Origin of the sequence: Kosakonia sp. S42 (assembly GCF_016624785.1) — a bacterium.
GTDB lineage: Bacteria > Pseudomonadota > Gammaproteobacteria > Enterobacterales > Enterobacteriaceae > Kosakonia > Kosakonia cowanii.
The window spans coordinates 67,527-91,052 of the sequence record NZ_JACVTW010000016.1 but is presented as its reverse complement, the minus strand read 5'-3'; the positions used below and the strand labels follow the sequence as shown (position 1 = coordinate 91,052).

Sequence of the window (23,526 nt, the reverse complement as noted above, 5' to 3'; positions counted from 1 at the left end):
AGGCGCATTATAGGGAGTTAATTCCTGCTGACAACCCCTAATTTCAAAAAAGTTTTCGTTCGCTTATTTTTCGGTCGCAATGCCCATTAAACGGGCGTTTTGCTTTTTAACTGAGCAATTTCGCGAGCAAAATTCGCCACTTGCTGCCAGTCGGTATAGACCACCTCCTGGCTGGTGTTCGTTTCGCCCCCCGTCATCTTCATGATCAGCCGAATCATAAAGCGGTCGTACCAGCGATAACGCGGGTAACGGAGCGCACCGGCAAACACAGCGCAGTGATCTGGCTTCCAGGGAGACGAAAGAAGGAACTTGCGCGTATAGCTATTGGTCTGCGGCGAACTCTTCTCTGGTTTACGCGCAACCAGGTTAACGGAGTAAAACGCGCTCGGCAGAGTATTCAGCGTTTGCAGGTGCTTTTTAACAAAGCTCTCCAGCGCCGGGTGGAAATGACCGTAGCGAATAGAGGCCCCAATCACCACGCGGTCATACTTCGCCCACTCAATCTCCGGCGTGCGGTTCAGGTTCACCACATCGGCGTAAACGCCCAGCTCTTTCAGTTCAGAGGCGAGGTAAGAGGCAATCTCCCGCGTTTGCCCATCCCGGGTAGAGAAAAGAATCAATGTTTTCACGTAACGCTCCCTTATTCGCGCCAGAAAGTGGGGGTAAACAGCACCAGCAGGGTGAAGACCTCCAGACGACCAAACAACATGTTGGCGATAAGCACCCATTTTGCCACCGGGTTCATACTGGCGAAGTTGTCTGCCACCACGCCCAGCCCCGGCCCCAGGTTATTGAGCGTAGCCACAACCGAAGCGAAGGCGGAGAAATCATCCACGCCGGTGGCGATAATCGCCAGCATGCTGACAATAAAGACCAGCGCATAAGCGGAGAAGAATCCCCATACCGCTTCAAGAATACGTTCCGGCAGTGCGCGCTGCCCAAGCTTGATGCTGTAAACCGCATTCGGGTGCACCAGACGCTTCAGCTCGCGGTTACCCTGCTTGAAGAGCAGCAAGATGCGGATCACTTTCAGGCCACCGCCCGTTGAACCGGCACACCCCCCGATAAACGCCGAGCATAACAACAGCACCGGCAGGAACAGCGGCCAGCGGGCAATACTGTCGGTGGTAAAGCCCGCCGTGGTCGCCATGGAGACCACCTGGAAGAAAGCCTGGTTCACCGTGGTCAGCGCCGAGGTGTAGACATCATGGAACCAAAGCACCACGGTACAGATGATCACCAGCGTCAACTGCACGCCGATAAACATGCGGAATTCCGGATCGCGCCAGTACACTTTCAGGCTGCGCCCGCTCAGCAGGGAGAAGTGCAAACCGTAGTTACAGCCGGAGATAAGTAAGAAGATAGCAATAATGGTGTTAATCGTCGGGCTGTCGAAATAGCCGATACTGGCATCGTGCGTCGAGAAGCCACCGATAGCGATAGTGGCGAAGCTGTGCCCAATAGCGTCAAACGCTGGCATACCGGCAAACCACAGCGCCAGCGCACAGGCCACCGTCAGTAACACATAGATAAGCCACAGCGTCTTCGCCGTTTCCGCAATACGCGGGCGCATCTTATTGTCTTTCAGCGGCCCCGGCATCTCGGCGCGATAGAGCTGCATACCGCCGACGCCAAGAATAGGCAGAATGGCGACGGCCAGCACAATGATCCCCATCCCGCCGAACCATTGCAGCATCTGGCGATAAAAGAGAATCGCGTGCGGCAGCGAATCCAGCCCCACCAGTGTAGTGGCACCCGTGGTTGTCAAACCAGAGAAGGATTCAAAAAAGGCGTCGGTTACCGTCAGGTTCGGGCTTTCCGAGAAGATAAAGGGCAGCGCACCTACGCTGCCCAGCACGGTCCAGAAGAGCACCACTATCAGAAACCCTTCGCGGGATTTCAGCTCCCCTTTCTCACGGCGGTTCGGCCACCACAAGATGGAGCCAATCACCAGCGCGGCGAGAAAGGTCTGGGTAAACGCGCGCCCCGCGCCGTCACGGTAAATAAGGGCTACCAGTCCAGGTAAGATCATCGTTCCGGAAAAGAGGATGACCAGCAGTCCAACGATTCGGGTTATGGCGCGAAAATGCATCTCTGCCGCTTCCTATGGTGTTCAGAAAATCAGGTGGCGATTATTCTTCAGTTTTTAACAATTGCAATGCGCCACGGCTAAAATCAGCCAGCTTTGCCGAAAAGGCGACCAGATGACTCTGCGCAAGTGCGACACGTAGCTGCACTTTGGCCTGATAGTCGCTGGAGACAATTTTCCCGTCGAACTGCCCGAGCAGCGATTCGATTCCCGCAAGCTGTGCATAATCGCAACACAAAGTATATTCGGTTAACGGCATTTTGCGGATGGTGGTGAGCTGCGTGAGCGCCTGCTGCACGCCGCCACCATATGCCTTCACCAGCCCGCCTGTGCCCAACAATACGCCGCCATAGTAACGCACCACTACCGCGGTAATTTCCCCGACGCCGCTGCCCATCAGCTGCGCGAGGATCGGCTTGCCCGCCGTCCCTGCCGGCTCGCCATCGTCAGAAAAGCCTAACTGCTGTGAATCATCCGGCGCACCGGCAACCCACGCCACGCAGTGGTGGCGGGCAGTCGGGTGTTCAGCGCGCACAGACTCGACAAACGCCTTTGCCGCCTCGACGCCATCCGTGTGCGCCAGCAGGGTAATAAAGCGGCTCTTTTTGATCTCCTCGCTAAAGGTGACCGGCGCCGCCGGAATAGGCCAGCTCTCCATTACGCCAGCTTCAGATCCCGCGTCATGTTCTCGGTACCATTTTCATGAATGACGACGTTATCTTCGATACGAATACCGCCAAACGGCTTCAGCGCCTCAATTTTCTGCCAGTCGAAGTGCTTGCCGAGCGGGCCATCGCGCCACGGTGCCAGCAGCGACTCAATAAAGTAGATCCCCGGCTCAATGGTGACGACCATACGCGGCTGCATCACACGCGTGCAGCGCAGGTAAGGATATTTCGACGGCGCGGCCAGATGGGTCCCGGTGTCATCCTGCATAAAACCACCGACATCATGCACCTGCAAACCGAGCGGGTGACCGAGGCCATGCGGCATAAACGGCCCGGTGATGTTCTGCTCAACCATCGCCTCTTCGCTGATATCGGTAATGATCTGGTGGCGACGCAGCAGTTTCGCGATGCGCTGATGGAACTGAACATGGTAGTCAACGTAGTTAACGCCCGCTTTCAGCGTGGCGATCAGCGCGAGCTGCTCTTCATTCACATCTTTTATAAGCTGCGCAAAGTCGGTGTCGCTGTTCGCCGCCCAGGTGCGCGTTAAATCGGCAGCATAACCGTTATATTCCGCACCCGCGTCCAGCAGGAAACTGCGCATCTCAGCGGGCGCACGGTGATCGAGTTTGGTGTAGTGCAGCACCGCGGCATGTTCATTAAGCGCCACGATATTGCCGTACGGCACATCGGTATCGCGATGCCCGGTGGCGGTCAGGTAGGCCAGGTTGATGTCGAACTCGCTCATCCCGGACTGGAATGCTTCATGCGCCGCGCGATGACCGATCACCGCGGTCTTCTGCGCTTCGCGCATACAGGCCAGCTCGTAATCCGTTTTATAGGCGCGATAGTAGTGCAGGTAATCAATCACCGCTTTCGGGTTGATATTGCTGGCGGCGATATCGAGCTTCAGCGCGCGCTCAGGCACCGGGCCAATATAGGCGATATTGCCGCGTGCGGCAGGCAGCTGGCCGCCGATATCATCGGCTTTCGGCAGGGCAATCACCTCAATCTCTTCGGTCCAGAAAGCGGTCGGCAGCGGCTCAACGTTATGCCAGTAGTCAACCGGCAGATAGAACCACAGCTTCGGCTTGTTGACGCCATCCACCAACAGCCAGCAGTTCGGCACCTGCGTCACCGGCACCCAGGCTTTGAATTGCGGGTTCACTTTAAAGGGATAGGGATGGTCATCAAGAAAGACGTTAAACAGCTCACCAGAGTGAATCAGTAACGCATCAAGATTACTGCGCGCCAGCACGTCACGCGCGCGTTCTTGTAGAGTAACAATATGATTTTTATACAGCGCTGCCAGCGAATCCATCGTCTTTCCTTTTGTTAATCAAGACCACAAGTTGTCGCATCTTAGCACACCTCCTTTTATGTGAGTGATTTCCGCCGAGCGTGATCGACGCTGCATTTTTTTAATGACTCATTTGCAATTTATTAACATAAAAACCACACTCCGCTTCATCTGGTACGACCAGATCACTGCTGAATTCTGGAGACTGACATGCTCTACAAAGGCAATAACCTGTACCTCAACTGGCTGGAAGATGGCATTGCCGAACTGGTGTTCGATGCGCCCGGCTCAGTGAATAAGCTCGATACCGCCACCGTCGCCAGCCTCGGCGAAGCGCTGGACGTGCTGGAGAAGCAAACAGATTTAAAAGGGCTGCTGCTGCGCTCGGAGAAAGCGGCCTTTATCGTCGGTGCCGACATTACCGAATTCCTCTCCCTCTTCCAGGTTCCTCAGGAGCAACTGAGCCAGTGGCTGCATTTCGCCAACAGCGTCTTTAACCGCCTGGAAGATCTGCCGGTGCCGACCCTCTCTGCGGTCAACGGTTACGCCCTCGGCGGCGGCTGCGAATGTGTGCTGGCAACCGACTACCGCCTGGCGACGCCGGATCTGCGTATCGGCCTGCCGGAAACCAAACTCGGTATTATGCCGGGCTTTGGCGGCTCGGTGCGTCTGCCGCGCCTGCTGGGTGCCGATAGCGCGCTGGAGATTATCGCCGCCGGGAAAGATGTTGATGCTGAACAGGCACTGAAAATTGGCCTTGTCGATGGCATCGTCAAACCAGAGAAGCTCCGTGAAGGCGCTATTGCCATTCTGCGCCAGGCGATTAATGGCGATCTCGACTGGAAAGCGAAGCGTCAGCCGAAGCTTGAGCCGTTGAAGCTCAGCAAAATCGAAGCGTCGATGAGTTTCACCATCGCCAAAGGCATGGTGATGCAGACCGCCGGTAAACACTATCCTGCGCCGATCACCGCGGTGAAAACCATTGAAGCGGCGGCGAAGCTGGGGCGTGACGAGGCGTTAAAGCTGGAAAACCAGAGTTTTGTCCCGCTGGCGCACAGTAAAGAAGCGCGCGCGCTGGTTGGCATCTTCCTTAACGATCAATACGTCAAAGGCAAAGCGAAGAAGCTCACCGCCGATGTCGGGACGCCAAAACAGGCGGCCGTGCTGGGTGCGGGCATTATGGGCGGTGGCATTGCCTACCAGTCTGCCTGGAAAGGCGTGCCGGTGTTAATGAAGGATATTAATGAGAAGTCGCTCAGCCTCGGCATTAATGAAGCAGGCAAGCTGCTGAATAAACAGCTTGAGCGCGGCAAAATCGACGGACTCAAGCTGGCGAAGGTGATCGCCACCATCCAGCCGACGCTGGAGTACGCCGGGTTCGAACGCGTGGATGTGGTTGTCGAAGCGGTCGTAGAAAACCCGAAAGTGAAAAAAGCGGTGCTGGCGGAAACAGAAGAGAAAGTTCGCCCGGATACCGTGCTGGCCTCTAACACTTCCACCATTCCTATCAGCGAGCTGGCAAGCGTGCTGAAACGCCCGGAGAACTTCTGCGGCATGCACTTCTTTAACCCGGTGCACCGCATGCCGCTGGTTGAAGTGATCCGCGGTGAGAAAACCTCCGATCAGACCATCGCCAAAGTGGTGGCCTGGGCGAGCAAGATGGGTAAAACGCCGATTGTGGTCAACGACTGCCCCGGCTTCTTCGTCAACCGCGTGCTGTTCCCCTACTTTGCCGGTTTCAGCCAGCTGCTGCGCGATGGCGCGGACTTCCGCAAAATCGACAAGGTGATGGAGAAACAGTTCGGCTGGCCGATGGGCCCGGCTTACCTGCTCGACGTTGTCGGCATTGATACCGCGCATCATGCGCAGGCGGTAATGGCTGCCGGTTTCCCGCAGCGTATGCAGAAAGATTATCGCGACGCCATCGACGCGCTGTTTGAGGCGAACCGCTTTGGGCAGAAGAATGGCCTCGGTTTCTGGCGCTATAAAGAGGACAGCAAAGGCAAACCGAAGAAAGAGGAAGATAGCGCGGTTGAAAGCCTGCTGGGCGATGTGCGCCAGGGCAGCCATGAGTTCTCCGATCAGGAGATCATCGCCCGCATGATGATCCCGATGGTCAATGAAGTGGTGCGTTGCCTCGAAGAGGGCATTATCGCCAGCCCGGCTGAAGCGGATATGGCGCTGGTGTATGGCCTCGGCTTCCCTCCGTTCCACGGCGGCGCTTTCCGCTGGCTCGATACGCTTGGCAGCGCGAAATACCTCGATATGGCGCAAGCTTATCAGCACCTTGGGCCGCTGTATGACGTCCCGGCCGGGTTACGTGAAAAGGCCCGCCACAACGAGCCTTACTATCCCGCGGTTGAACCTGCGCGCCCGGTTGGCGCTTTGAAAACGGCTTAAGGAGTCACAATGGAACAGGTTGTCATTGTCGATGCAGTACGTACCCCGATGGGCCGTTCAAAAAGCGGCGCCTTTCGCCACGTTCGCGCGGAAGATCTCTCTGCGCACCTGATGCGTAGCCTTCTGGCGCGCAACCCGGCGCTTGAGGCGAGTGCGATTGACGATATTTATTGGGGCTGTGTCCAGCAGACCCTCGAACAGGGCTTCAACATTGCCCGTAACGCCGCGCTGCTGGCGGAGATCCCCCACTCGGTTCCGGCGGTCACGGTCAACCGCCTGTGCGGGTCGTCGATGCAGGCGCTGCATGATGCCGCGCGCATGATCATGACCGGCGATGCGCAGGTCTGCCTGGTAGGCGGCGTGGAACATATGGGCCACGTGCCGATGAACCACGGTGTCGATTTCCACCCGGGTATGAGCCGTAACGTTGCCAAAGCGGCGGGAATGATGGGGCTGACCGCGGAAATGTTGTCGCGCATGCACGGCATCAGCCGTGAGATGCAGGATGCTTTCGCTGCCCGCTCTCATGCTCGCGCCTGGGCCGCTACGCAATCCGGCGCGTTCAAAAACGAGATCATTCCCACCGGCGGGCATGACGCCGACGGTGTGCTCAAGCAGTTTAATTACGATGAAGTGATCCGCCCGGAAACCACCGCTGAGGCGCTCTCTACCCTGCGCCCGGCGTTTGACCCGGTGAGCGGCACCGTTACCGCCGGGACATCATCGGCGCTGTCGGATGGCGCATCGGCGATGCTGGTGATGAGCGAAAGCCGCGCTCGTGAGCTTGGCTTAACGCCGCGCGCGCGAATCCGCTCGATGGCGGTGGTCGGCTGCGATCCATCAATCATGGGTTACGGCCCGGTGCCAGCGTCGCAGCTGGCGCTGAAAAAAGCCGGGCTGACCGCCAGCGATATCGATCTGTTTGAGATGAACGAAGCGTTTGCCGCGCAGATCCTGCCGTGCATTAAGGATCTGGGGTTGATGGAGCAGATCGACGAGAAGATCAACCTCAACGGCGGCGCGATCGCCCTCGGTCATCCGCTGGGCTGCTCTGGTACCCGTATCAGTACCACGCTGCTCAACCTGATGGAGCGCAAAGATGCCCATCTTGGTCTGGCAACGATGTGTATCGGTTTGGGTCAGGGGATCGCCACGGTGTTTGAGCGCGTATAACGCATCACCTATGCCGGGGGCGCTGCGCTTGCCCGGCCTACAAAACACGCCCGTAGGCCGGATAAGGCGCTTGCGCCGCCATCCGGCGTATATGCTGAAAGAGATAATATTTAGTTGCCGTTTTTACCGCCTGTCAGGGGCGGTTTTTTTTATGGCGTAATACGAAAGGCGGCGACCGAGAGAGTCCCCGGGAGCATAGATAACTATGTGACCGGGGTGAACGAAGGCAGCCAACGCCGCTATGGCGGCAAGAGCGAAGATAAAATCAGATGAACGCGAACGCGTCGCCGAACAACCGATCCTCACGCGCGCCGCGCTCGTTACAGAACAGATCGCGGGCGATTTTTGCCATCTCGAAGCGGCCTGCAATGTAGATATCGTGCCCGGAGAGGGAGCCGAAATCCTGCAGTACGGCGGCGAGTACGGTGCCTGAACGGCCGCGCCACTCTTCATCCGGCTGCTCGACTACTGGCACTACATTCAGATTCGGGTGTGTAACCGACAGCGCTTCCAGTTCGGAAAGATCGTAGAGATGCTTCGCTTCACGCCCGCCCCAGTAAATGGTGATATCGCGGTCCGGCGTTTTTGCCAGCGAGGTGAGCAGAATCGAGCGCACATAGGAGAAACCTGTCCCACCGGCAATCAGCACCATCGGGCGCTCTTCATCGTCGCGCAGCCAGGCATCGCCGTGGGGAATGTCGATAACGATTTCGCGCTCTTTCAGGATGCGATCCATCACCGCCATTGCGTAAAGGTTCAACTCGGAAGCACCGATATGCAGTTCGATATAGTCGTGCTGATCCGGCGTCGACGCCATGGAGAAGGGGCGCTTGTCGCGCTCATCCATCACCACCATCAAGTACTGGCCTGCACGAAATGAAAATGCCGCTTCCGGCACTAAACGGACGCGATACACGGTATCAGTGATGGCATCTACCGAGGTCACTTTACAGCTTAAGGTTGTCATGCGCTCTCTCTGTCGGGTCTATTTTTCGGCGTTCATTATGGCCAGTTCATCCCAGATGGCGTCGATTCGCGCCGTCACCTCGGGATCTTTCTTGATCGGGCGACCCCACTCACGGTCGGTTTCGCCGGGCCATTTATTGGTGGCATCCAGTCCCATTTTTGAACCAAGCCCGGAAACCGGGGAGGCAAAATCCAGATAATCGATCGGCGTATTCTCCACCAGCACCGTATCCCGTGCAGGGTCCATGCGGGTGGTGATCGCCCAGATCACATCGTTCCAGTCGCGGGCGTTAACATCGTCATCGCACACGATCACAAATTTGGTGTACATAAACTGGCGCAGGAAAGACCAGACGCCCATCATCACGCGCTTGGCGTGCCCGGCATACTGCTTCTTGATAGTCACTACCGCCAGGCGATAGGAACACCCTTCCGGCGGCAGATAAAAATCAACAATCTCCGGGAACTGCTTTTGCAGGATCGGCACAAACACTTCATTCAGCGCCACGCCCAGCACCGCGGGCTCATCCGGCGGACGTCCGGTGTAGGTTGAGTGATAGATCGCATCTTCACGCTGCGTGATATGCGTAACCGTAAACACCGGGAAGTTATCGATTTCATTATAGTAGCCGGTGTGATCGCCATACGGCCCTTCCGGCGCCATCTCACCCGCTTCAATATAGCCTTCCAGCACAATCTCGGCGCTGGCGGGCACTTCCAGATCGTTTGATATGCACTTCACGACTTCGGTTTTATTGCCGCGCAGCAGCCCGGCAAAGGCATATTCGGAGAGGGTATCCGGCACCGGCGTCACGGCGCCAAGAATGGTGGCCGGATCGGCACCCAGCGCCACGGCGACCGGGAAACGCTCGCCCGGACGGGCATTTTGCCACTCCTGAAAATCGAGAGCGCCGCCGCGGTGCGAGAGCCAGCGCATAATCAGCTTATTTTTGCCAATCAGTTGCTGGCGGTAGATCCCCAGGTTCTGGCGCTCTTTGTGCGGCCCGCGAGTGACGGTAAGACCCCAGGTGATCAGCGGCGCGGCATCTTCCGGCCAGCACTGCATAATCGGGATGGTGTGCAGATCGACCGCATCGCCCTGCACCACCTTTTGCTGGCACGGCGCACCGCGCAGGCGTTTGGTCGGCATGTTCAGCACTTGCTTGAACTGCGGCAGCTTATCGAAGAGATCGCGGAATCCTTTCGGCGGCTCCGGCTCTTTGAGAAACGCCAGCAGTTTGCCGACATCGCGCAGCGCGCTGACATCATCCTGCCCCATGCCCAATGCGACACGACGCGGCGTGCCGAAGAGGTTGCACAACACCGGCATCGCGTAGCCTTTCGGATTTTCAAACAGCAATGCCGGACCGCCCGCACGCAGCGTGCGATCGGCGATTTCCGTCATTTCCAGATAGGGATCAACCGGAAGCGCGATGCGTTTCAGCTCGCCCTGTTGCTCAAGTAGTGTCAGAAAGTCGCGAAGATCGGTGTATTTCATGGGGTTATGATTGCCTCCAGATAAGCGCTTTATTATACGGTGTTCGTCCTAAGGTTGCTGTATTTTTGTTAAATAGGCGTGAAATACAACGGCATTGCTCAGTCAGCGTTATAATCACCTTAGCCATCATGCGGTGGTTTTGATATTCTTGCGGCCGAACTTACGGAAAAGAGTCATTATGCAATCCTGGTATCTACTCTACTGCAAACGAGGCCAACTTCAGCGCGCCCAGGAACACCTGGAACGCCAGTCAGTTTCCTGTCTGACGCCGATGATTGCGCTGGAAAAGATTGTCCGTGGCAAGCGGACAACGGTGAAAGAGCCTCTCTTTCCAAACTACCTGTTTGTGGAATTCGATCCAGAGGTCATTCACACCACGACCATCAACGCGACGCGCGGCGTCAGCCACTTTGTGCGTTTTGGTATGCATCCGGCAAGCGTCCCCCACGCGGTGATCCAGCAGCTTGAAGCGTATCAGCCGGAAGGGATCACCGACCCGGAAACCCCTTACCCTGGCGACAGCGTTGTGATTACGGAAGGCGCGCTGGAAGGGTTGCAGGCTATCTTCAAAGAGCCGGATGGCGAAGCGCGCTCCATGCTGCTGCTGCACCTTCTTAATAAGCAAGTTTTGCAGAGTGTGAAAAACACCGATTTCCGCAAAGCCTGAGCGCTTAAAACGCAATCCCGAATAACCGCTTCACGTTCTCATCCGTCGCAGTACTCAGCGCCTGCGGCGTTTCACCGCGCAGTTCGGCGACCGTGCTCAGGATATGCCCCAACAAAGCAGGCTCGTTACGGCGGGAAGCGGGCTTCGGTTTAAGGTCGCGCGGCAGCAGCCAGGGCGCATCGGTCTCAATCATCAGCCGATTGGCAGGAATCATCGGCACCACTTCGCGCAGCTCCAGCCCGCGCCGCTCATCGCACACCCAACCGGTAATGCCAAGACAGAGACCCCGCGCAATACACTCCTGCACCTCGTGCGCCGAACCGGTAAAACAGTGCAGTACCGCACCGGGGAGCTTATCGAGCCAGGGATCCAGCAGAGTGAGAAAACGCTGATGGGCATCGCGACAGTGCAGAAACACCGGCAGATTAAGCTCGGCGGCCAATGCCAGCTGGGCGCTAAACGCCCGCTCCTGCTCCTGCGGCGTTGAGAAGTTACGGTTGAAATCGAGCCCGCACTCGCCGATCGCCACCACCCCCGGCATCGCCGCCAGGGCACGAATCGCCTGTGCGGTCTCTTCCGTCCAGCTACTGCTGTCATGGGGATGTACACCAGCGGTCGACCAGCAGCGCGCATAGCGCTGCGTCAGTTGCTGCGCCTGCTGGCTCTCATGCAGGTTAGTGCCGGTAATTAACATCCCGGTCACGCCCGCCGCCTGCGCACGGGAGACAATATCGTCCCGATCACGGTCAAACTGCGAGCTGGTTAAATTTACGCCAATATCAAACATGCTGTTTCCCATACAACAACCGCCCTGGCGGGCGGCTGATTATTACTCTTCGGTGGTTTCCGTTTCGCTCTCATCGTCCGGCACGCGACGCTTCCCGACGTAGAAGCGGGCGAAAAAGACGCCGACTTCAAACAGGCAGTACATCGGGATCGCCAGCAGCGTTTGCGAAAAGACATCCGGCGGCGTCAGCAGCATGCCGACAACAAACGCGCCAACCAGCACATAGGGGCGCTTCTGCCGCAGATCGTCCGGCGTGGTGACGCCCATCCAGCAGAGCAGGACGATGGCAACCGGCACTTCAAACGAGACGCCGAAGGCCATAAACAGCGCCATTACGAAGCTGAGATAGCTGGCGATATCGGTCGAGACCTGTACCCCTTCCGGCGCGGTGTGGGTCAAAAAGCCAAACGCCAGCGGGAAGACCACGAAGTAGGCGAATGCCATACCGATATAGAACAGCAGCGAGCTGGAGACCAGCAGCGGCACCACCAGGCGGCGCTCATGCTTGTAGAGTGCGGGTGCAACAAAGGCCCACACCTGGTAGAGCACAACCGGCGCAGAGAGGATCAGCGACACCATAAAGGTGAGCTTGATCGGCGTGAAGAAGGGCGAGGCGACATCGGTGGCGATCATCGTCGCGCCCAGCGGCATCTGTTTGATCAGCGGCGCGGAGACCAGCTGGTAGATATCATTCGCGAAGTAGACCAGCGCGAGGAAAATCACCATCACCGCGATGATGCAGTTCAACAGACGTTTACGCAGCTCAATCAGGTGCGCGATCAGCGGTTGGGTATCGTCTACGGCCATGTTCAGGACTTATCACTTGCAGAGGGGGTGGAGTCGGAAACCGGCGCTGCGGTTTTCGCCAGAGAGATTTTTGCCGGGGCAGTTTCTTCCGGCACTTCCTGGGGAGCCTGTTGCGGTGCGCTCACCTGATGCTCAGCAACGCCAGGCGTAACGCCTTCATGCTGCGCTTCGTAATCTTTCACCACCGGGTTATGGATGGTATGCGCTTCGTCACTCGCTTTTTCCGCGTCGTTGGCGCTGTAGGTGCGCTTCATCGACTCTGCCGCCTGACGCAGCTCGTCCATCGACTCTTTCAACTCCGGCGTCAGGTTGTCCAGGCTCGCTTTCTCCACCTTCTTCAGGCTGTCCTGGAACTCCTGCAGCTTAAGCTCCTGCGTCAGTTCGTTCTGTACGGTGGTCGCCAGCGAGCGCAGGGCGCGGATCCAGCCAACCACAGTGCGCACGGCGACGGGCAAACGCTTCGGCCCCAGCACCACCAGACCAATGATAAAAACGAGTAATAATTCGCCAAAACCTATATCGAACACGACTTACACCTGCTCTTTATCGTGACGTTTTTCGTCGCTCTTCACGACGTCGGGGTTACGGGTATCAGAGAGGTTTTTCGCGGTAAAATCTGCATCCTGTGCCGATTTTGCCTCACTCTCTTTTTTATCATCGTCGCTCATCGCTTTTTTGAAGCCCTTGATCGAAGCACCGAGATCGGAGCCAATCGAGCCGAGCTTTTTGGTGCCGAACAGCAGCACAACGATGACTGCAATAACCACCAACTGCCAAATGCCGATACTACCCATACTCACTTCCCCTCTAAGAGACGATGTTAGAAAGAGGCCACAGTATACACGTTATGCCCCGGGCTGCATGTCCCTGACCGGCATGGCCAGGGCGCATCATGTCAGCGCGTCTTACGCCAGCCCAGCAGCCAGACAAGCAGCCCGCCGCCCATTAACCACAACGGATTATTTGCCAGCTCAGGACGGGTTATCAGCAATAACGTGCCGCTTAACAGCAGCGTCGCACCGATGCCAAACAGATAGCGGGACTGCCCCTGCCGTACGCGGTTGACCTCTAACTCTCGGGCAATTTTATCAACGCTTTGTTGCAAATGTTTTCCTTGCTGCAATCCGTTGAAGATCAGTTCAGGAACTTCCGGCATTCTTTCGATCCAGAAGGGGCCCTTCTCTTTGATGGCCCGCACCAGCGCCGGGAAGCCAACCTGATCTTTGATCCACGTTTCAAGGAAAGGCTTCGCCGTTTTCCACAAATCGAGCTGCGGATAGAGCTGGCGCCCTACTCCCTCAATGTAGAGCAGAGTTTTTTGCAGTAATACCAGCTGCGGCTGCACTTCCATATTGAAGCGGCGCGCGGTGTTGAAGAGGTTCAGCAGCACGTGACCAAAGGAGATCTCTGCCAGCGGCTTCTCAAAGATCGGCTCGCAGACGGTACGGATGGCAAACTCAAACTCTTCGACGTTGGTATCTGCCGGTACCCAACCTGAATCAACGTGCAGCTCCGCCACTTTGCGGTAGTCACGGTTGAAGAAGGCGATAAAGTTTTCCGCCAGATAGCGCTTATCTTCTTTGTTCAGGGAGCCGACGATCCCGCAGTCAATGCCGATGTATTGCGGATCTTCCGGGTGATCGTAGCTAACGAAGATGTTGCCAGGGTGCATATCGGCATGGAAGAAGCTGTCCCGGAACACCTGGGTGAAGAAGACCTGCACACCGCGTTCAGCCAGCAGCTTCATGTTGGTGCCGTTCTTCTCCAGCGCCGCGACATCAGAAACCGGGATGCCGTAGATGCGCTCCATCACCATCATGTTCTGGCTGCAGTAGTCAGAGTAGACTTCCGGCACATAGAGCATCGGGCTGTTTTCAAAGTTGCGGCGTAGCTGAATAGCGTTAGCCGATTCACGCAGCAGATCGAGTTCGTCGATCAGCGTCTTCTCATATTCGTGCACCACTTCCTGCGGGCGCAGACGGCGGCCATCCGGCAGCAGGCGTGGAACCCAGCCCGCCAGGCGGTAGATGAGGCGCAGATCCGCTTTGATGATCGGCAGAATGTCCGGGCGGATCACTTTGATCACCACCTCTTTGCCATTCTCTTTCAGCCGTGCGGTATGCACCTGCGCGATGGAGGCTGATGCCAGCGGTTCAATATTGAAATCGTCAAACCACTCCTCAACCGGGCGGTCGCCCATCGCTTTTTCAATCTGCTTTTTTGCCAGCCTACCGTCGAAGGGCGCGACGCGATCCTGCAGCATCGCCAGCTGATCGGCGATCAGCGGCGGGAAGAGGTCGCGGCGAGTGGAGAGCATCTGCCCGAATTTAATCCATACCGGCCCAAGCTCTTGTAGCGCGAGGCGCAGACGTACACCCAGCTCCTTCTCTTTATGCCGGTTGGGCATCCAGAAGAGGGTTCTGCGCCACAGACGCAGCGGCAGGGTAAGACGCATTTTGGGGATGAGCTCATCAAGCCCGTAACTCAAAAAAGTCTGGATGATGAAATAGAGTCGCCGTAATTCTCCAGGCGTCATTTGCCCTCCAGTTTATCCAGTCGTTTGGCTAAGGCGTCCGCGGCACGTTCAGCGGCCGCTGTCTCTTCGGCAAACCAGGCGATTTCCAGCGCGCCCGGTGCCACGCGCCACTCTTCCGTTAAGGCTTCAGAGAGATAGCGCTGTTGGCGCGTAAAGCCGTGGCGAAAAAGGCGGGCGCCGCCGCGCAGAAACTTGCTGATACCTTCAGCGGCAATGTCGCCGGTCCACGGCGCAAGCACTTCCGCCGGGTCAAACTCGGCCTGATCCATCAGTGAAGAGAGGTTTTGTACGACCTGAATATTGCCCTGCACTTCCAGTTCACCGCTGCGGATAAGCGCGGTGAGCTGCTGACGGTCGCGCAGCTTCGGCAGCACGTTAAGGCGGGTAATGACTGAACAGTCGGCTTCCCCTTCCCACTCGCTCAGCACGTCAACCTGGCGCTCGCTGAAGACCAGCACAATCGGCGCGGAAAACTCCTGCACCACCACGCGCAGCACTTTGCCGTAGAGACGCTGGCGCGCCGCTTTCAGCGCGCTGTCGCGGTAAAAAAAGGTATTCAGCACGCGTTCAATTCCCGCGGCCACCATCGGCTTAAAGGGCATACGCACTCCTGTCAGAATTTGTAGCCACGATGCAGGGCAACAATACCGGCGGTCAGGTTGTAGTAATCGACGTTTTCAAAACCAGCATCCTGCATCATCGCTTTCAGGGTGTCCTGATCGGGATGCATACGGATGGATTCAGCCAGGTAACGGTAGCTCTCCGCGTCGTTTGCCACCATCTGACCAATGCGCGGCAGAACGTGGAAGGAGTAAGCATCGTAAGCTTTGCTCAGCGGCTCGATAACTGGTTTGGAGAACTCCAGCACCAGCAGACGGCCGCCCGGCTTCAGCACACGAAACATGGAGCGCAGCGCTTTCTCTTTGTCGGTAACGTTACGCAAACCGAAGGAGATGGTGATGCAGTCGAAGGTGTTGTCCGGGAACGGCAGCGCTTCGGCGTTCGCCTGCACATATTCAACATTGCCGATAACACCGAGATTGCGCAGCTTTTCGCGGCCCATCTTCAGCATCGACTCGTTAATGTCCGCCAGCACAACCTGGCCGGTTTCGCCAACCAGACGAGAAAATTTTGCGGTGAGATCGCCGGTGCCACCCGCCAGATCGAGGACTTTCTGCCCACGGCGTACGCCGCTGCAATCGATGGTAAATCGCTTCCATAAGCGGTGGATGCCCATCGACATTAAGTCGTTCATCACATCGTATTTTGACGCAACCGAATGGAAAACATGCGCCACCATATCGGCTTTATTTTCCTTGGCGACGGTCTGAAAACCAAAGTGTGTTGTCTCTTTTGAATCTTCCGCCATCTTAGTGCCTGCTATTTAAGGATTTGTTGATGAAGTGTATCAGATTGGACGCGATTGCCCTACGTTTCAACCGCCCGAAGAGGCCTTCGCCGCAGCCTCTTCGCCCGGCGTCGCCATATCTAATCCATTGTCTTGATTATGATCGTTAAACGCGTCTTGTCCTGCCCGCAGACGAAATTCTTCGTCCTGCTCCTGCGCCTGGGCGGCCAGTTCCGGATTAATCTCGCGCTTGATCTCGACGCCAAGGCCACGAAATGCCTCAGTTTGCGCAAGCAGGTTGCCGCGCCCTGAGCTCAGTTTTTTCATTGCCTGGCGGTAGTTATCCTGCGCCTTCTCCAGGCTCTGGCCAATCGCGGTCATATCGTCGACAAAGAGACGCATTTTGTCATACAGGCGGCTCGCCCGCTCCGCAATCTGCTGGGCGTTGCGGCTCTGGTGCTCGTAACGCCACAGGTTGGCAATGGTGCGCAGGGCAACCAGCAGCGTGGTCGGGCTGACCAGCATAATGTTGTTTTTCAGCGCCTCGGTAATCAGCTCCGGCTGCCTGTCGAGGGCGATTAAGAAGGCGGGCTCCACCGGGATAAACATCAGGACGTAATCCAGGCTGCGCAGCCCGGAGAGCTGCTGATAATCTTTCCTTCCCAGCAGGCGAATATGACCGCGTACGGAGGTGATGTGCTCCTGCAGCGCCGCTTCGCGGGAAAACTCATCCTCGGCGTTGAAGTAGCGCTCGTAGGCCACCAGCGTCATTTTGGCATCGATCACCACGTCCTTGCCCTGCGGCAGGCGCACAATGACGTCCGGCTGCATGCGCGCGCGGCTCTCGTTCTCCATGCTGACCTGGGTTTCATACTCATGCCCTTCGCGCAGGCCGGAGGCTTCAAGCACGCGCGTCAGTACCACTTCGCCCCAGTTGCCCTGGGTTTTGTTATCGCCTTTCAGCGCGCGGGTGAGGTTGATGGCTTCCTGCGCCATCTGGGCATTCAGCTGCTGGAGGTTGCGGATCTCATGCGCCAGGGTGTGTCGTTCGCGCGCCTCCTGGCCGAAGCTCTCCTGCACCTGGCGGCGAAAACCGTCGAGCTGCTCGCGCAGCGGGGTGAGTAAGCCATTGAGGCTCTGGCGGTTCTGTTCGTCAACGCGACGGTTGCTCTGCTCGAAAATACGGTTAGCGAGGTTTTCAAACTGCTCGCTCAGACGCTGCTCGCTGCTGTGCATCTGGCGCAGTTTCTCTTCCGCATGCAGTTGGGTGGATTCAAGCCGGGTGGTGACTTCACGCAGATCCGCTTCCAGCGAGCTGTTGATATGTTGCAGGCTGCGCAGTTCGTTATTCAGCAGCTCGCACTCTTCGCGCCAGTGGCTATTCTGGGCGATCTGCTGGCGGGCGGCGCTCAGTTCACTGAAGACATCGCGCTGCTCGGCGAGCAACTCCGCCTGCTGCTGCGCACCGCGCCAGCTTGCGGCCAGCCAGCCGACCAGTAACCCTGCCAGCGCCACGGCTGCCAGTACGATGATTGAACTCTCCATTCCGCTCCCTCTTCATCACCCATTCCGTCGGGATTGTGCTGTATAAACGTCCAGTTTGGAAGGGCTTTTCTGCGAGGCATTACGCAAATAAAAAAGGCCGAACGCGTCGGCCTTGTAAATCTGGAAGCGGGATTACAGAAGTCGACGCGCGGCATCGACCACAATTTTCACCGCGTGGCTTTCGGTCTTCTTCATGGTTTCCGCGTTCGGGATCTCCTGCTGGGTGCGGTTAACGATCACCCCGGCGACCATCCCGGCGCGCAGCCCCTGGCTTGCACACATGGTCAGCAGCGTAGCGGACTCCATTTCATAGTTCATTACGCCCATTGACTGCCACTCTTCCATCGAGCCTTTAAAGCTTTTCACCACGCGGCCGGAGAAGGTGTCATAACGCTCCTGACCCGGGTAGAAGGTGTCAGACGAGGCGGTCACGCCGATATGTTTAGTCGCGCCAATCGCATCGGCTGCGGCCACCAGCGCCGTGGTGCACTCAAAATCCGCCACCGCCGGGAACTCCATCGGGGCGAAGTGCAGGCTGGCACCATCAAGACGCACGGAAGCGGTGGTGATCAGCACATCGCCGACGTTGATATGCGGCTGGATCGCGCCGGTGGTACCGACGCGCAGGAAGGTGCGGATGCCCAGCTGCGCCAGTTCTTCAACGGCGATGGAAGTAGAAGGACCGCCGATACCGGTAGAACAGATGATCACTGCTTTGCCATCCAGCTCGGCGCGCCAGCTGGTGAATTCGCGGTGAGAGGCCAGCTTGACCGGCTTATCCATCAGCGCGGCGATCTTTTCCACTCGCTCCGGATCGCCAGGGACGATGGCCAGGGTAGCCCCTTGTAAATCGTTTTTAGTGAGGCCGAGGTGAAAAACATCAGACTTGGACATAACAGACTCCTCTGTGGTCGGTATTATCGGGGGGAGGTAAAACGGTACTTTACAGAAGCCACGCGCTTGTTTTCGTGACTGCTGTCACCATGAATGAAATTGATTGCACTCATTTTCCATAAAATGGTGACGGCCGTCACACTAACACGTTATGCCCGCTAACTCAGCAGCAAAGATAGCCTGCGCACGGCGATTGCGCATGCCCTGGTCTTCATGACTATAGTTATGGGAGCGCTAATAAAGGGTAGGGAGAATCTCATGACCACCACCAAACAGCCGGGCTTTGCGCCTGCGGCTTCACCGCTTGCGTCAACCACGGTTCACACGCCGGAAGAGAGGCTGATCGCAGGCGAAACTTCCATTCCAACGCAGGGCGACACCATGCCCGCGTATCACGCCCGACCAAAAGATGCCGAGGGCCCGCTGCCGATTGTTATCGTCGTGCAGGAGATTTTTGGCGTCCATGAACATATTCGCGATCTCTGCCGCCGGCTGGCGCTGGAGGGGTATCTTGCCGTCGCGCCGGAGCTCTATTTCCGCCAGGGCGATCCGAATGATTTTGCCGACGTTCCCACGCTCTTTAGCGGGCTGGTCAGCAAAGTACCGGATGCGCAGGTGCTGGCCGATCTCGACCACGTCGCCAACTGGGCGGCACGCAACGGCGGTGACGCCCATCAACTGCTGGTGACCGGTTTCTGCTGGGGCGGCCGCATTGCGTGGCTCTACGCGGCGCACAACCCGCAACTGAAAGCGGCGGTCGCCTGGTACGGCAAGCTGACGGGTGAAAAAACTTTAAATTCGCCGAAACATCCGGTCGATATCGCCACCGATCTGACCGCGCCGGTGCTCGGCCTCTATGGCGCGCAGGATACCGGTATCTCGCAGGAGAGCGTGGAGACGATGCGCCAGGCGCTGCGCGCGGCGAATGCCAACGCGGAGATCATCGTCTACCCGGAAGCGGGTCACGCCTTCAATGCCGACTATCGCCCAAGCTACCATGCGGAATCTGCCGCCGACGGCTGGCAGCGCATGCTGGCGTGGTTTGCGCAGTACGCGAAAAAGTAGTGTTCCCACATGGAGGCGGCGCCCTATGCCGCCTCTAGCTTCCAGCCCTGTAGTAAACGCACGCAGACTGGCTGCTGCGGTTGCAGCGCGGCGTGATGAAAGGCCGTCAGCCCCTGACCGTCCGCTAAACGTAGCGCTAGCAAATAGCGCTCGCCCTGATAAATACAGCTCTCCACCTGCGCGCTTAACCCTTCCCCGGCAATCTGCACATGCTCCGGGCGCACCAGCACCGGCTGCTGCGCGCCATACCCGCTCTGGGATAAGCCATGATGCAGCGAGGTGCTGTCCAGCTGTTGATCTCCGGCGGGCGTCGCCAGCGTCAGCACGCTGCCCTTGCCAATAAAGCGCGCGACCCAGCCGCTTTTCGGCTGCTGGTAGAGATCCTGCGGTGCGCCCCACTGCATCAGCTCGCCCTGGTGCAGCACCGCAATATGGCTCGCCAGCGCCATCGCTTCCGCCTGATCGTGGGTGACATAGACAAAGGTGGCACCGGTGCGGCGATGAAACTCCCGAAACGTCTGCTCCATGGTGGCACGCAGGTGCCTGTCGAGATTGGCTAATGGCTCATCCAGCAGCACCACTTGCGGCTCGGAGACCAGGCAGCGAGCCAGCGCAACACGCTGACGCTGCCCGCCGCTAAGTTCGTGGGGCGCACGCCCGGCATACGCTCCGAGTTCAACCACCTCCAGCGCCGCCATCACCTGTTTTTGCCGCGCGGCACCGTTCACTTTGCGCAGCTTCAGCGGATAACCGACGTTTTCGGCGACGGTCATATGCGGCCACAGGGCATAGGACTGGAACACCATCCCCATATCGCGCTGCTCCGGCGGCGTATGGTGGCGTTTATCCGCCAGCAGGCGCTCACCCAGCAGCAAACGCCCGTCGCTGAGCGTCTCCAGCCCGGCGAGAATGCGCAGCGTAGTGGTTTTGCCGCAGCCGCTTGGCCCTAACAGTGCGGTAAATGCGCCCTGCGGCAGCGTTAAGGTCAGATCCCGCACCACCGCCTGCTCGCCAAACACTTTGCTGAGCCCTTCAAGCTTCAGTTCTGCCATGGGATTACTCCTTTCGGTAGATAGCGCCCGAGCGCGCCGAGTAGCAGCATCACCAGTGCGACCAGCGCCACCACCAGCACGGAGAGCGCCGAGGCCAGCACCTTATCGCCGCTCTCATCAAGGTTGAAAATCACCACGCCGATGGTCTCCTTTCCCGCGCTCCATAACAGCGCCGAAACGGTTAACTCATTCACCGCCGTAAGAAACACCAGTAGCGCACCGGCGAATGCTGCCGGAGCCAGTAGCGGTAAGACGATATGACGCAGACGCTGGCCGAAGGCCGCGCCCGCCAGGCTTGCCGCCTCCTCCATCGCCGGGTCGAGTTGCAGCATGCTGCTGTGCACCGGCTTCAGGCAGACCGTCAGAAAGCGCGCCAGATAGGCCAAAAAGATAATCGTCAGCGTGCCGCCGAGCGCGATATCAAGCAGCGGCAGCGGGCGGGCGAAGAGCAGAATGCAGGCGATGGCCAGCACCACGCCCGGCAGCGTGTAGGGAATATCAATTATGCTGTGCAAGCCGCGCAGCAGGCGGTTCGGGTAGCGCACCAGCAGCCACGCCAGCGGCAGGCTAACCAGCATCAGCACCAGCGCGGCTGAAACTGATAGCAGAAAACTGTTGCCGAGGGCGCGCGCCGTAGCGCTCTGCTCGGTGAAGAGGTTGTGCCAGGCGGTGAGGGTGAAGGTCTCGCTGTTCAGCGGCACGCCGAGCGTCGGCACCAGCGACGTGGCGATCAGCGCCAGCAGGGGCGCAAGCAGGATCGCGCACAGCACTGCGCCGAGCAGCACTTCAACGGCCAGCCGCCCGCTTCCCAGCCTGAAGGCGATCGCGCGCCCGGTTGTGCCAATCAGCGGTAAGGCATAGCGCCGCTGCATGCGGCTCTGGAGCATGACAATGCCAATCGCCAGCACGCCCATCAGCAGCGAGAGCGCCGCCACGTCATTGAGCATTGAGGGACCGAAGCTTGCCAGCGTCTGGTAGATATGGATTGGCAACACGAAATAGGAGATGGGAATGCCGAGCATCGCCGGAATACCGAAGTTGCCCAGCGCCGAGACAAAGGCGATGGCCGCCCCGGCCCACAGCGCGGTGCGGCAGAGCGGCAGCACAATATCGATAAACACGCGCCATAATGATGCGCCGTTAAGCCTCGCCGCTTCAATATGCTCCTGCGGCAGTGCGCGCAGTTGGGTACGTAGCGCGAGAAACACCAGCGGTGCATGCTGAATGCCAAGCAGCAGCGCAATCCCTTCTGGCGAGTAGAGCGGGTTGCTGCTGCCAAACCCCGGCGCGATACCGAGGCTGTTAAGCAGAATGCTGCCGGGGCCGAAAAGTTGCAGCCAGCTTAGGGCTGTGACCTGCGGCGGGATCATCATCGGCAACATAAACAGAAAGACCCACATCTGTTTCAGGCGGATGTTGGTCAGCGCCAGGCAGAAGGCGAACAGACTACCGAGCAGCAGCGACAGCAGTGTGCCAAGCCCGCTGGTGTAAAGGCTGTGCCAGAGCGCCAGCCAGGTTGCCGGGTTGCTGAGCACGCGCCACAGGCTGCTGTCGCTACCCTGCCGCCAGTCAACCAGCGCGGAGAGCAGCAGCCGCAGGCTGGGCAACAGGCTCAGCAGCGCCACCAGGCACAGCAACAGCCAGAGCAGCCCTTTGGTTGCGCCGCTGCCGCTGTTCGGCACGATTGCGCTACTCATCGTTTAGCGGTTACCGAAGAGATCGGCGAAGCGTTTTTTGTTCGCCTCGGTCTCGGCCAGCGCTTTTGCCGCATCAAACGGCATCAATTTGATGCTGTCGCGCGGCGGGAAGCCTTTCGGCACCGGCAGCGTCGCATCCGCAGGGAGATAGCCCTGTTGCAGCACCAGTTTTTGCCCGGCGTCCGAGAGGACAAAATCGATAAACTCTTTCGCCCCTTGCGGGTTCTTGGTTCCCTTCATCATCGCTACCGGTTCGGTAACAACGCTGACGCCCTCTTTCGGGAAGAGAAACTCAACCGGCGCGCCTTTGGCTTTTTCGCGGATCGCCAGGTAATCCACCAGCACGCCATAGGCTTTGCTGCCGGAGGCGATGGCGCTCATCACCGCGCCATTGCCGCTTTGCGGCATCGCACCGTTCTGTTTCAGTTTTTCGTAGTATTGCCAGCCGAGCGCCGGGTCGTTCATCAGCGTCGCCTGGTGGATCTGCGCCGCGCCGGAGTAGAGCGGGCTTGGCAGCGTGGTCATGTTTTTCACTTCAGGTTTGAGCAGATCCAGCCATGAGGTCGGTTTGAGCGGCGCTTTGGTGTGGTAGGCAATGCCGGTAGTGATCACTTTGGTACCGTAGTAATAGCCCTCTTGATCAAACAGCTGCGGGTCGAAGCGCACCGCTTCAGGCGATTTATAAGCTGCCAGCAGGTTCTGTTTTTTGAGGGATTCCATGGTCACGCTGTCGGCAATCAGCAGCACATCCGGCGCGGCGCTTCCGGCGGCTAACTCTGCCTGCAACCGGGCAATCAGCTTGCTGGTGCCGTCGCGGATCCACTTCACTTCAATATCCGGGTGCGCTTTTTCGAAGGCGCTGACGGTCACCTGCGCATCGTCATTCGGCTGGCTGGTATAGAGCGTTAAGGTTGATTTTGCCCATGACGAGGCACTGATGAGAGCCAGCACAACTGCGGCCAGCACACGTTTGTTATTCATGGATCTCTCCCGCTGTTTTCGTTGCGACGATTAAAACAAGGGAGTTTGACAAT

The 23,526-nt window shown here is 58.1% G+C and carries 22 protein-coding genes; 4 read left to right on the top strand and 18 right to left on the bottom strand.

Annotated elements, in window-relative coordinates; all coding sequences use genetic code 11:
* Window positions 1–86: 86 nt before the first annotated feature.
* The 4 genes from hemG to pepQ are packed head-to-tail and all read right to left on the bottom strand — an operon-like array spanning window position 87 to window position 4,078.
* On the bottom strand, window positions 87–629 hold the full coding sequence (gene hemG, locus IAE50_RS17285; protein ID WP_042711660.1) for a menaquinone-dependent protoporphyrinogen IX dehydrogenase: 543 nt from the start codon (window positions 627–629) through the stop codon (window positions 87–89).
* Between the two features lie 11 nt (window positions 630–640).
* On the bottom strand, window positions 641–2,092 hold the full coding sequence (gene trkH / locus IAE50_RS17280) for a Trk system potassium transporter TrkH (RefSeq protein ID WP_200580794.1): 1,452 nt from the start codon (window positions 2,090–2,092) through the stop codon (window positions 641–643).
* A gap of 40 nt (window positions 2,093–2,132) precedes the next feature.
* The gene (locus tag IAE50_RS17275) at window positions 2,133–2,747 is read right to left on the bottom strand and encodes an IMPACT family protein (RefSeq protein WP_200580793.1); all 615 of its coding nucleotides are present in this window, start codon (window positions 2,745–2,747) and stop codon (window positions 2,133–2,135) included.
* Window positions 2,747–4,078, bottom strand: a complete 1,332-nt coding sequence (gene pepQ, locus IAE50_RS17270; RefSeq protein ID WP_200580792.1) for a Xaa-Pro dipeptidase — start codon at window positions 4,076–4,078, stop codon at window positions 2,747–2,749. The genes IAE50_RS17275 and pepQ overlap by 1 nt, the downstream gene beginning before the upstream one ends.
* Window positions 4,079–4,267: 189 nt before the next feature.
* Here pepQ and fadB point away from each other — a divergent pair, with 189 nt between their 5' ends.
* Together fadB and fadA are read left to right on the top strand one after the other, a co-directional pair.
* On the top strand, window positions 4,268–6,457 hold the full coding sequence (fadB, locus tag IAE50_RS17265; protein WP_200580791.1) for a fatty acid oxidation complex subunit alpha FadB: 2,190 nt from the start codon (window positions 4,268–4,270) through the stop codon (window positions 6,455–6,457).
* A 9-nt stretch (window positions 6,458–6,466) separates the two neighbouring features.
* A complete protein-coding gene (gene fadA / locus IAE50_RS17260; RefSeq protein ID WP_200580790.1) occupies window positions 6,467–7,630 on the top strand; it encodes an acetyl-CoA C-acyltransferase FadA in 1,164 nt (387 codons plus the stop codon).
* Between the two features lie 265 nt (window positions 7,631–7,895).
* Here fadA and fre read toward each other — a convergent pair whose 3' ends face one another.
* Together fre and ubiD are read right to left on the bottom strand one after the other, a co-directional pair.
* On the bottom strand, window positions 7,896–8,597 hold the full coding sequence (gene fre / locus IAE50_RS17255; RefSeq protein WP_023479600.1) for an NAD(P)H-flavin reductase: 702 nt from the start codon (window positions 8,595–8,597) through the stop codon (window positions 7,896–7,898).
* 18 nt (window positions 8,598–8,615) lie between these two features.
* Window positions 8,616–10,094, bottom strand: a complete 1,479-nt coding sequence (ubiD, locus tag IAE50_RS17250; RefSeq protein WP_023479541.1) for a 4-hydroxy-3-polyprenylbenzoate decarboxylase — start codon at window positions 10,092–10,094, stop codon at window positions 8,616–8,618.
* Between the two features lie 178 nt (window positions 10,095–10,272).
* Here ubiD and rfaH point away from each other — a divergent pair, with 178 nt between their 5' ends.
* On the top strand, window positions 10,273–10,761 hold the full coding sequence (rfaH, locus tag IAE50_RS17245) for a transcription/translation regulatory transformer protein RfaH (protein ID WP_042716360.1): 489 nt from the start codon (window positions 10,273–10,275) through the stop codon (window positions 10,759–10,761).
* A 4-nt stretch (window positions 10,762–10,765) separates the two neighbouring features.
* Here rfaH and tatD read toward each other — a convergent pair whose 3' ends face one another.
* From tatD to udp, 9 genes are all read right to left on the bottom strand, one after another.
* A complete protein-coding gene (tatD, locus tag IAE50_RS17240; RefSeq protein ID WP_200580795.1) occupies window positions 10,766–11,548 on the bottom strand; it encodes a 3'-5' ssDNA/RNA exonuclease TatD in 783 nt (260 codons plus the stop codon).
* Between the two features lie 42 nt (window positions 11,549–11,590).
* A complete protein-coding gene (tatC, locus tag IAE50_RS17235; protein ID WP_094419083.1) occupies window positions 11,591–12,355 on the bottom strand; it encodes a Sec-independent protein translocase subunit TatC in 765 nt (254 codons plus the stop codon).
* A gap of 2 nt (window positions 12,356–12,357) precedes the next feature.
* Entirely contained in the window at window positions 12,358–12,882 is a 525-nt protein-coding gene (tatB, locus tag IAE50_RS17230) for a Sec-independent protein translocase protein TatB (protein WP_054803670.1), read from the bottom strand.
* A gap of 3 nt (window positions 12,883–12,885) precedes the next feature.
* Window positions 12,886–13,149, bottom strand: a complete 264-nt coding sequence (tatA, locus tag IAE50_RS17225; protein WP_042716354.1) for a Sec-independent protein translocase subunit TatA — start codon at window positions 13,147–13,149, stop codon at window positions 12,886–12,888.
* Window positions 13,150–13,250: 101 nt separating this feature from the next.
* The gene (gene ubiB, locus IAE50_RS17220) at window positions 13,251–14,891 is read right to left on the bottom strand and encodes a ubiquinone biosynthesis regulatory protein kinase UbiB (protein WP_042716352.1); all 1,641 of its coding nucleotides are present in this window, start codon (window positions 14,889–14,891) and stop codon (window positions 13,251–13,253) included.
* A complete protein-coding gene (locus IAE50_RS17215) occupies window positions 14,888–15,493 on the bottom strand; it encodes an SCP2 domain-containing protein (RefSeq protein ID WP_200580789.1) in 606 nt (201 codons plus the stop codon). The genes ubiB and IAE50_RS17215 overlap by 4 nt, the downstream gene beginning before the upstream one ends.
* Window positions 15,494–15,504: 11 nt before the next feature.
* Window positions 15,505–16,260, bottom strand: coding sequence for a bifunctional demethylmenaquinone methyltransferase/2-methoxy-6-polyprenyl-1,4-benzoquinol methylase UbiE (gene ubiE, locus IAE50_RS17210; RefSeq protein ID WP_023479593.1), 756 nt, complete (start codon window positions 16,258–16,260; stop codon window positions 15,505–15,507).
* 66 nt (window positions 16,261–16,326) lie between these two features.
* Window positions 16,327–17,784: a DNA recombination protein RmuC gene (gene rmuC / locus IAE50_RS17205; RefSeq protein ID WP_094419079.1), complete on the bottom strand. Its 1,458-nt coding sequence runs from the start codon at window positions 17,782–17,784 to the stop codon at window positions 16,327–16,329.
* Window positions 17,785–17,916: 132 nt separating this feature from the next.
* Entirely contained in the window at window positions 17,917–18,678 is a 762-nt protein-coding gene (gene udp / locus IAE50_RS17200; RefSeq protein ID WP_042716347.1) for a uridine phosphorylase, read from the bottom strand.
* 258 nt (window positions 18,679–18,936) lie between these two features.
* On the opposite strand from udp, the gene IAE50_RS17195 reads away from it, so the two are divergent.
* Window positions 18,937–19,743 (top strand): dienelactone hydrolase family protein, encoded by an 807-nt coding sequence (locus IAE50_RS17195; protein WP_076770414.1) that lies wholly within the window; start codon window positions 18,937–18,939, stop codon window positions 19,741–19,743.
* 23 nt (window positions 19,744–19,766) lie between these two features.
* Here the strand turns inward: IAE50_RS17195 and IAE50_RS17190 are convergent, their stop codons facing one another.
* The 3 genes from IAE50_RS17190 to IAE50_RS17180 are packed head-to-tail and all read right to left on the bottom strand — an operon-like array spanning window position 19,767 to window position 23,473.
* A complete protein-coding gene (locus IAE50_RS17190) occupies window positions 19,767–20,795 on the bottom strand; it encodes an ABC transporter ATP-binding protein (RefSeq protein WP_200580788.1) in 1,029 nt (342 codons plus the stop codon).
* On the bottom strand, window positions 20,783–22,492 hold the full coding sequence (locus tag IAE50_RS17185; RefSeq protein ID WP_200580787.1) for an iron ABC transporter permease: 1,710 nt from the start codon (window positions 22,490–22,492) through the stop codon (window positions 20,783–20,785). The genes IAE50_RS17190 and IAE50_RS17185 overlap by 13 nt, the downstream gene beginning before the upstream one ends.
* A gap of 3 nt (window positions 22,493–22,495) precedes the next feature.
* A complete protein-coding gene (locus tag IAE50_RS17180) occupies window positions 22,496–23,473 on the bottom strand; it encodes an ABC transporter substrate-binding protein (RefSeq protein ID WP_200580786.1) in 978 nt (325 codons plus the stop codon).
* Between the last annotated feature and the right edge of the window lie 53 nt (window positions 23,474–23,526).

What these genes read in the sequence shown, in the direction of transcription:
- IAE50_RS17190 (WP_200580788.1), bottom strand. Translation starts at nt 20,795, where the DNA reads ATGGCAGAACTGAAGCTTGAAGGGCTCAGCAAAGTGTTTGGCGAGCAG.
- fadB (WP_200580791.1), top strand. Translation starts at nt 4,268, where the DNA reads ATGCTCTACAAAGGCAATAACCTGTACCTCAACTGGCTGGAAGATGGC.
- IAE50_RS17215 (WP_200580789.1), bottom strand. Translation starts at nt 15,493, where the DNA reads ATGCCCTTTAAGCCGATGGTGGCCGCGGGAATTGAACGCGTGCTGAAT.
- tatA (WP_042716354.1), bottom strand. Translation starts at nt 13,149, where the DNA reads ATGGGTAGTATCGGCATTTGGCAGTTGGTGGTTATTGCAGTCATCGTT.
- IAE50_RS17195 (WP_076770414.1), top strand. Translation starts at nt 18,937, where the DNA reads ATGACCACCACCAAACAGCCGGGCTTTGCGCCTGCGGCTTCACCGCTT.
- rmuC (WP_094419079.1), bottom strand. Translation starts at nt 17,784, where the DNA reads ATGGAGAGTTCAATCATCGTACTGGCAGCCGTGGCGCTGGCAGGGTTA.
- pepQ (WP_200580792.1), bottom strand. Translation starts at nt 4,078, where the DNA reads ATGGATTCGCTGGCAGCGCTGTATAAAAATCATATTGTTACTCTACAA.
- ubiD (WP_023479541.1), bottom strand. Translation starts at nt 10,094, where the DNA reads ATGAAATACACCGATCTTCGCGACTTTCTGACACTACTTGAGCAACAG.
- tatC (WP_094419083.1), bottom strand. Translation starts at nt 12,355, where the DNA reads ATGGCCGTAGACGATACCCAACCGCTGATCGCGCACCTGATTGAGCTG.
- IAE50_RS17275 (WP_200580793.1), bottom strand. Translation starts at nt 2,747, where the DNA reads ATGGAGAGCTGGCCTATTCCGGCGGCGCCGGTCACCTTTAGCGAGGAG.
- ubiB (WP_042716352.1), bottom strand. Translation starts at nt 14,891, where the DNA reads ATGACGCCTGGAGAATTACGGCGACTCTATTTCATCATCCAGACTTTT.
- trkH (WP_200580794.1), bottom strand. Translation starts at nt 2,092, where the DNA reads ATGCATTTTCGCGCCATAACCCGAATCGTTGGACTGCTGGTCATCCTC.
- udp (WP_042716347.1), bottom strand. Translation starts at nt 18,678, where the DNA reads ATGTCCAAGTCTGATGTTTTTCACCTCGGCCTCACTAAAAACGATTTA.
- fre (WP_023479600.1), bottom strand. Translation starts at nt 8,597, where the DNA reads ATGACAACCTTAAGCTGTAAAGTGACCTCGGTAGATGCCATCACTGAT.
- IAE50_RS17180 (WP_200580786.1), bottom strand. Translation starts at nt 23,473, where the DNA reads ATGAATAACAAACGTGTGCTGGCCGCAGTTGTGCTGGCTCTCATCAGT.
- ubiE (WP_023479593.1), bottom strand. Translation starts at nt 16,260, where the DNA reads ATGGCGGAAGATTCAAAAGAGACAACACACTTTGGTTTTCAGACCGTC.
- rfaH (WP_042716360.1), top strand. Translation starts at nt 10,273, where the DNA reads ATGCAATCCTGGTATCTACTCTACTGCAAACGAGGCCAACTTCAGCGC.
- fadA (WP_200580790.1), top strand. Translation starts at nt 6,467, where the DNA reads ATGGAACAGGTTGTCATTGTCGATGCAGTACGTACCCCGATGGGCCGT.
- IAE50_RS17185 (WP_200580787.1), bottom strand. Translation starts at nt 22,492, where the DNA reads ATGAGTAGCGCAATCGTGCCGAACAGCGGCAGCGGCGCAACCAAAGGG.
- tatD (WP_200580795.1), bottom strand. Translation starts at nt 11,548, where the DNA reads ATGTTTGATATTGGCGTAAATTTAACCAGCTCGCAGTTTGACCGTGAT.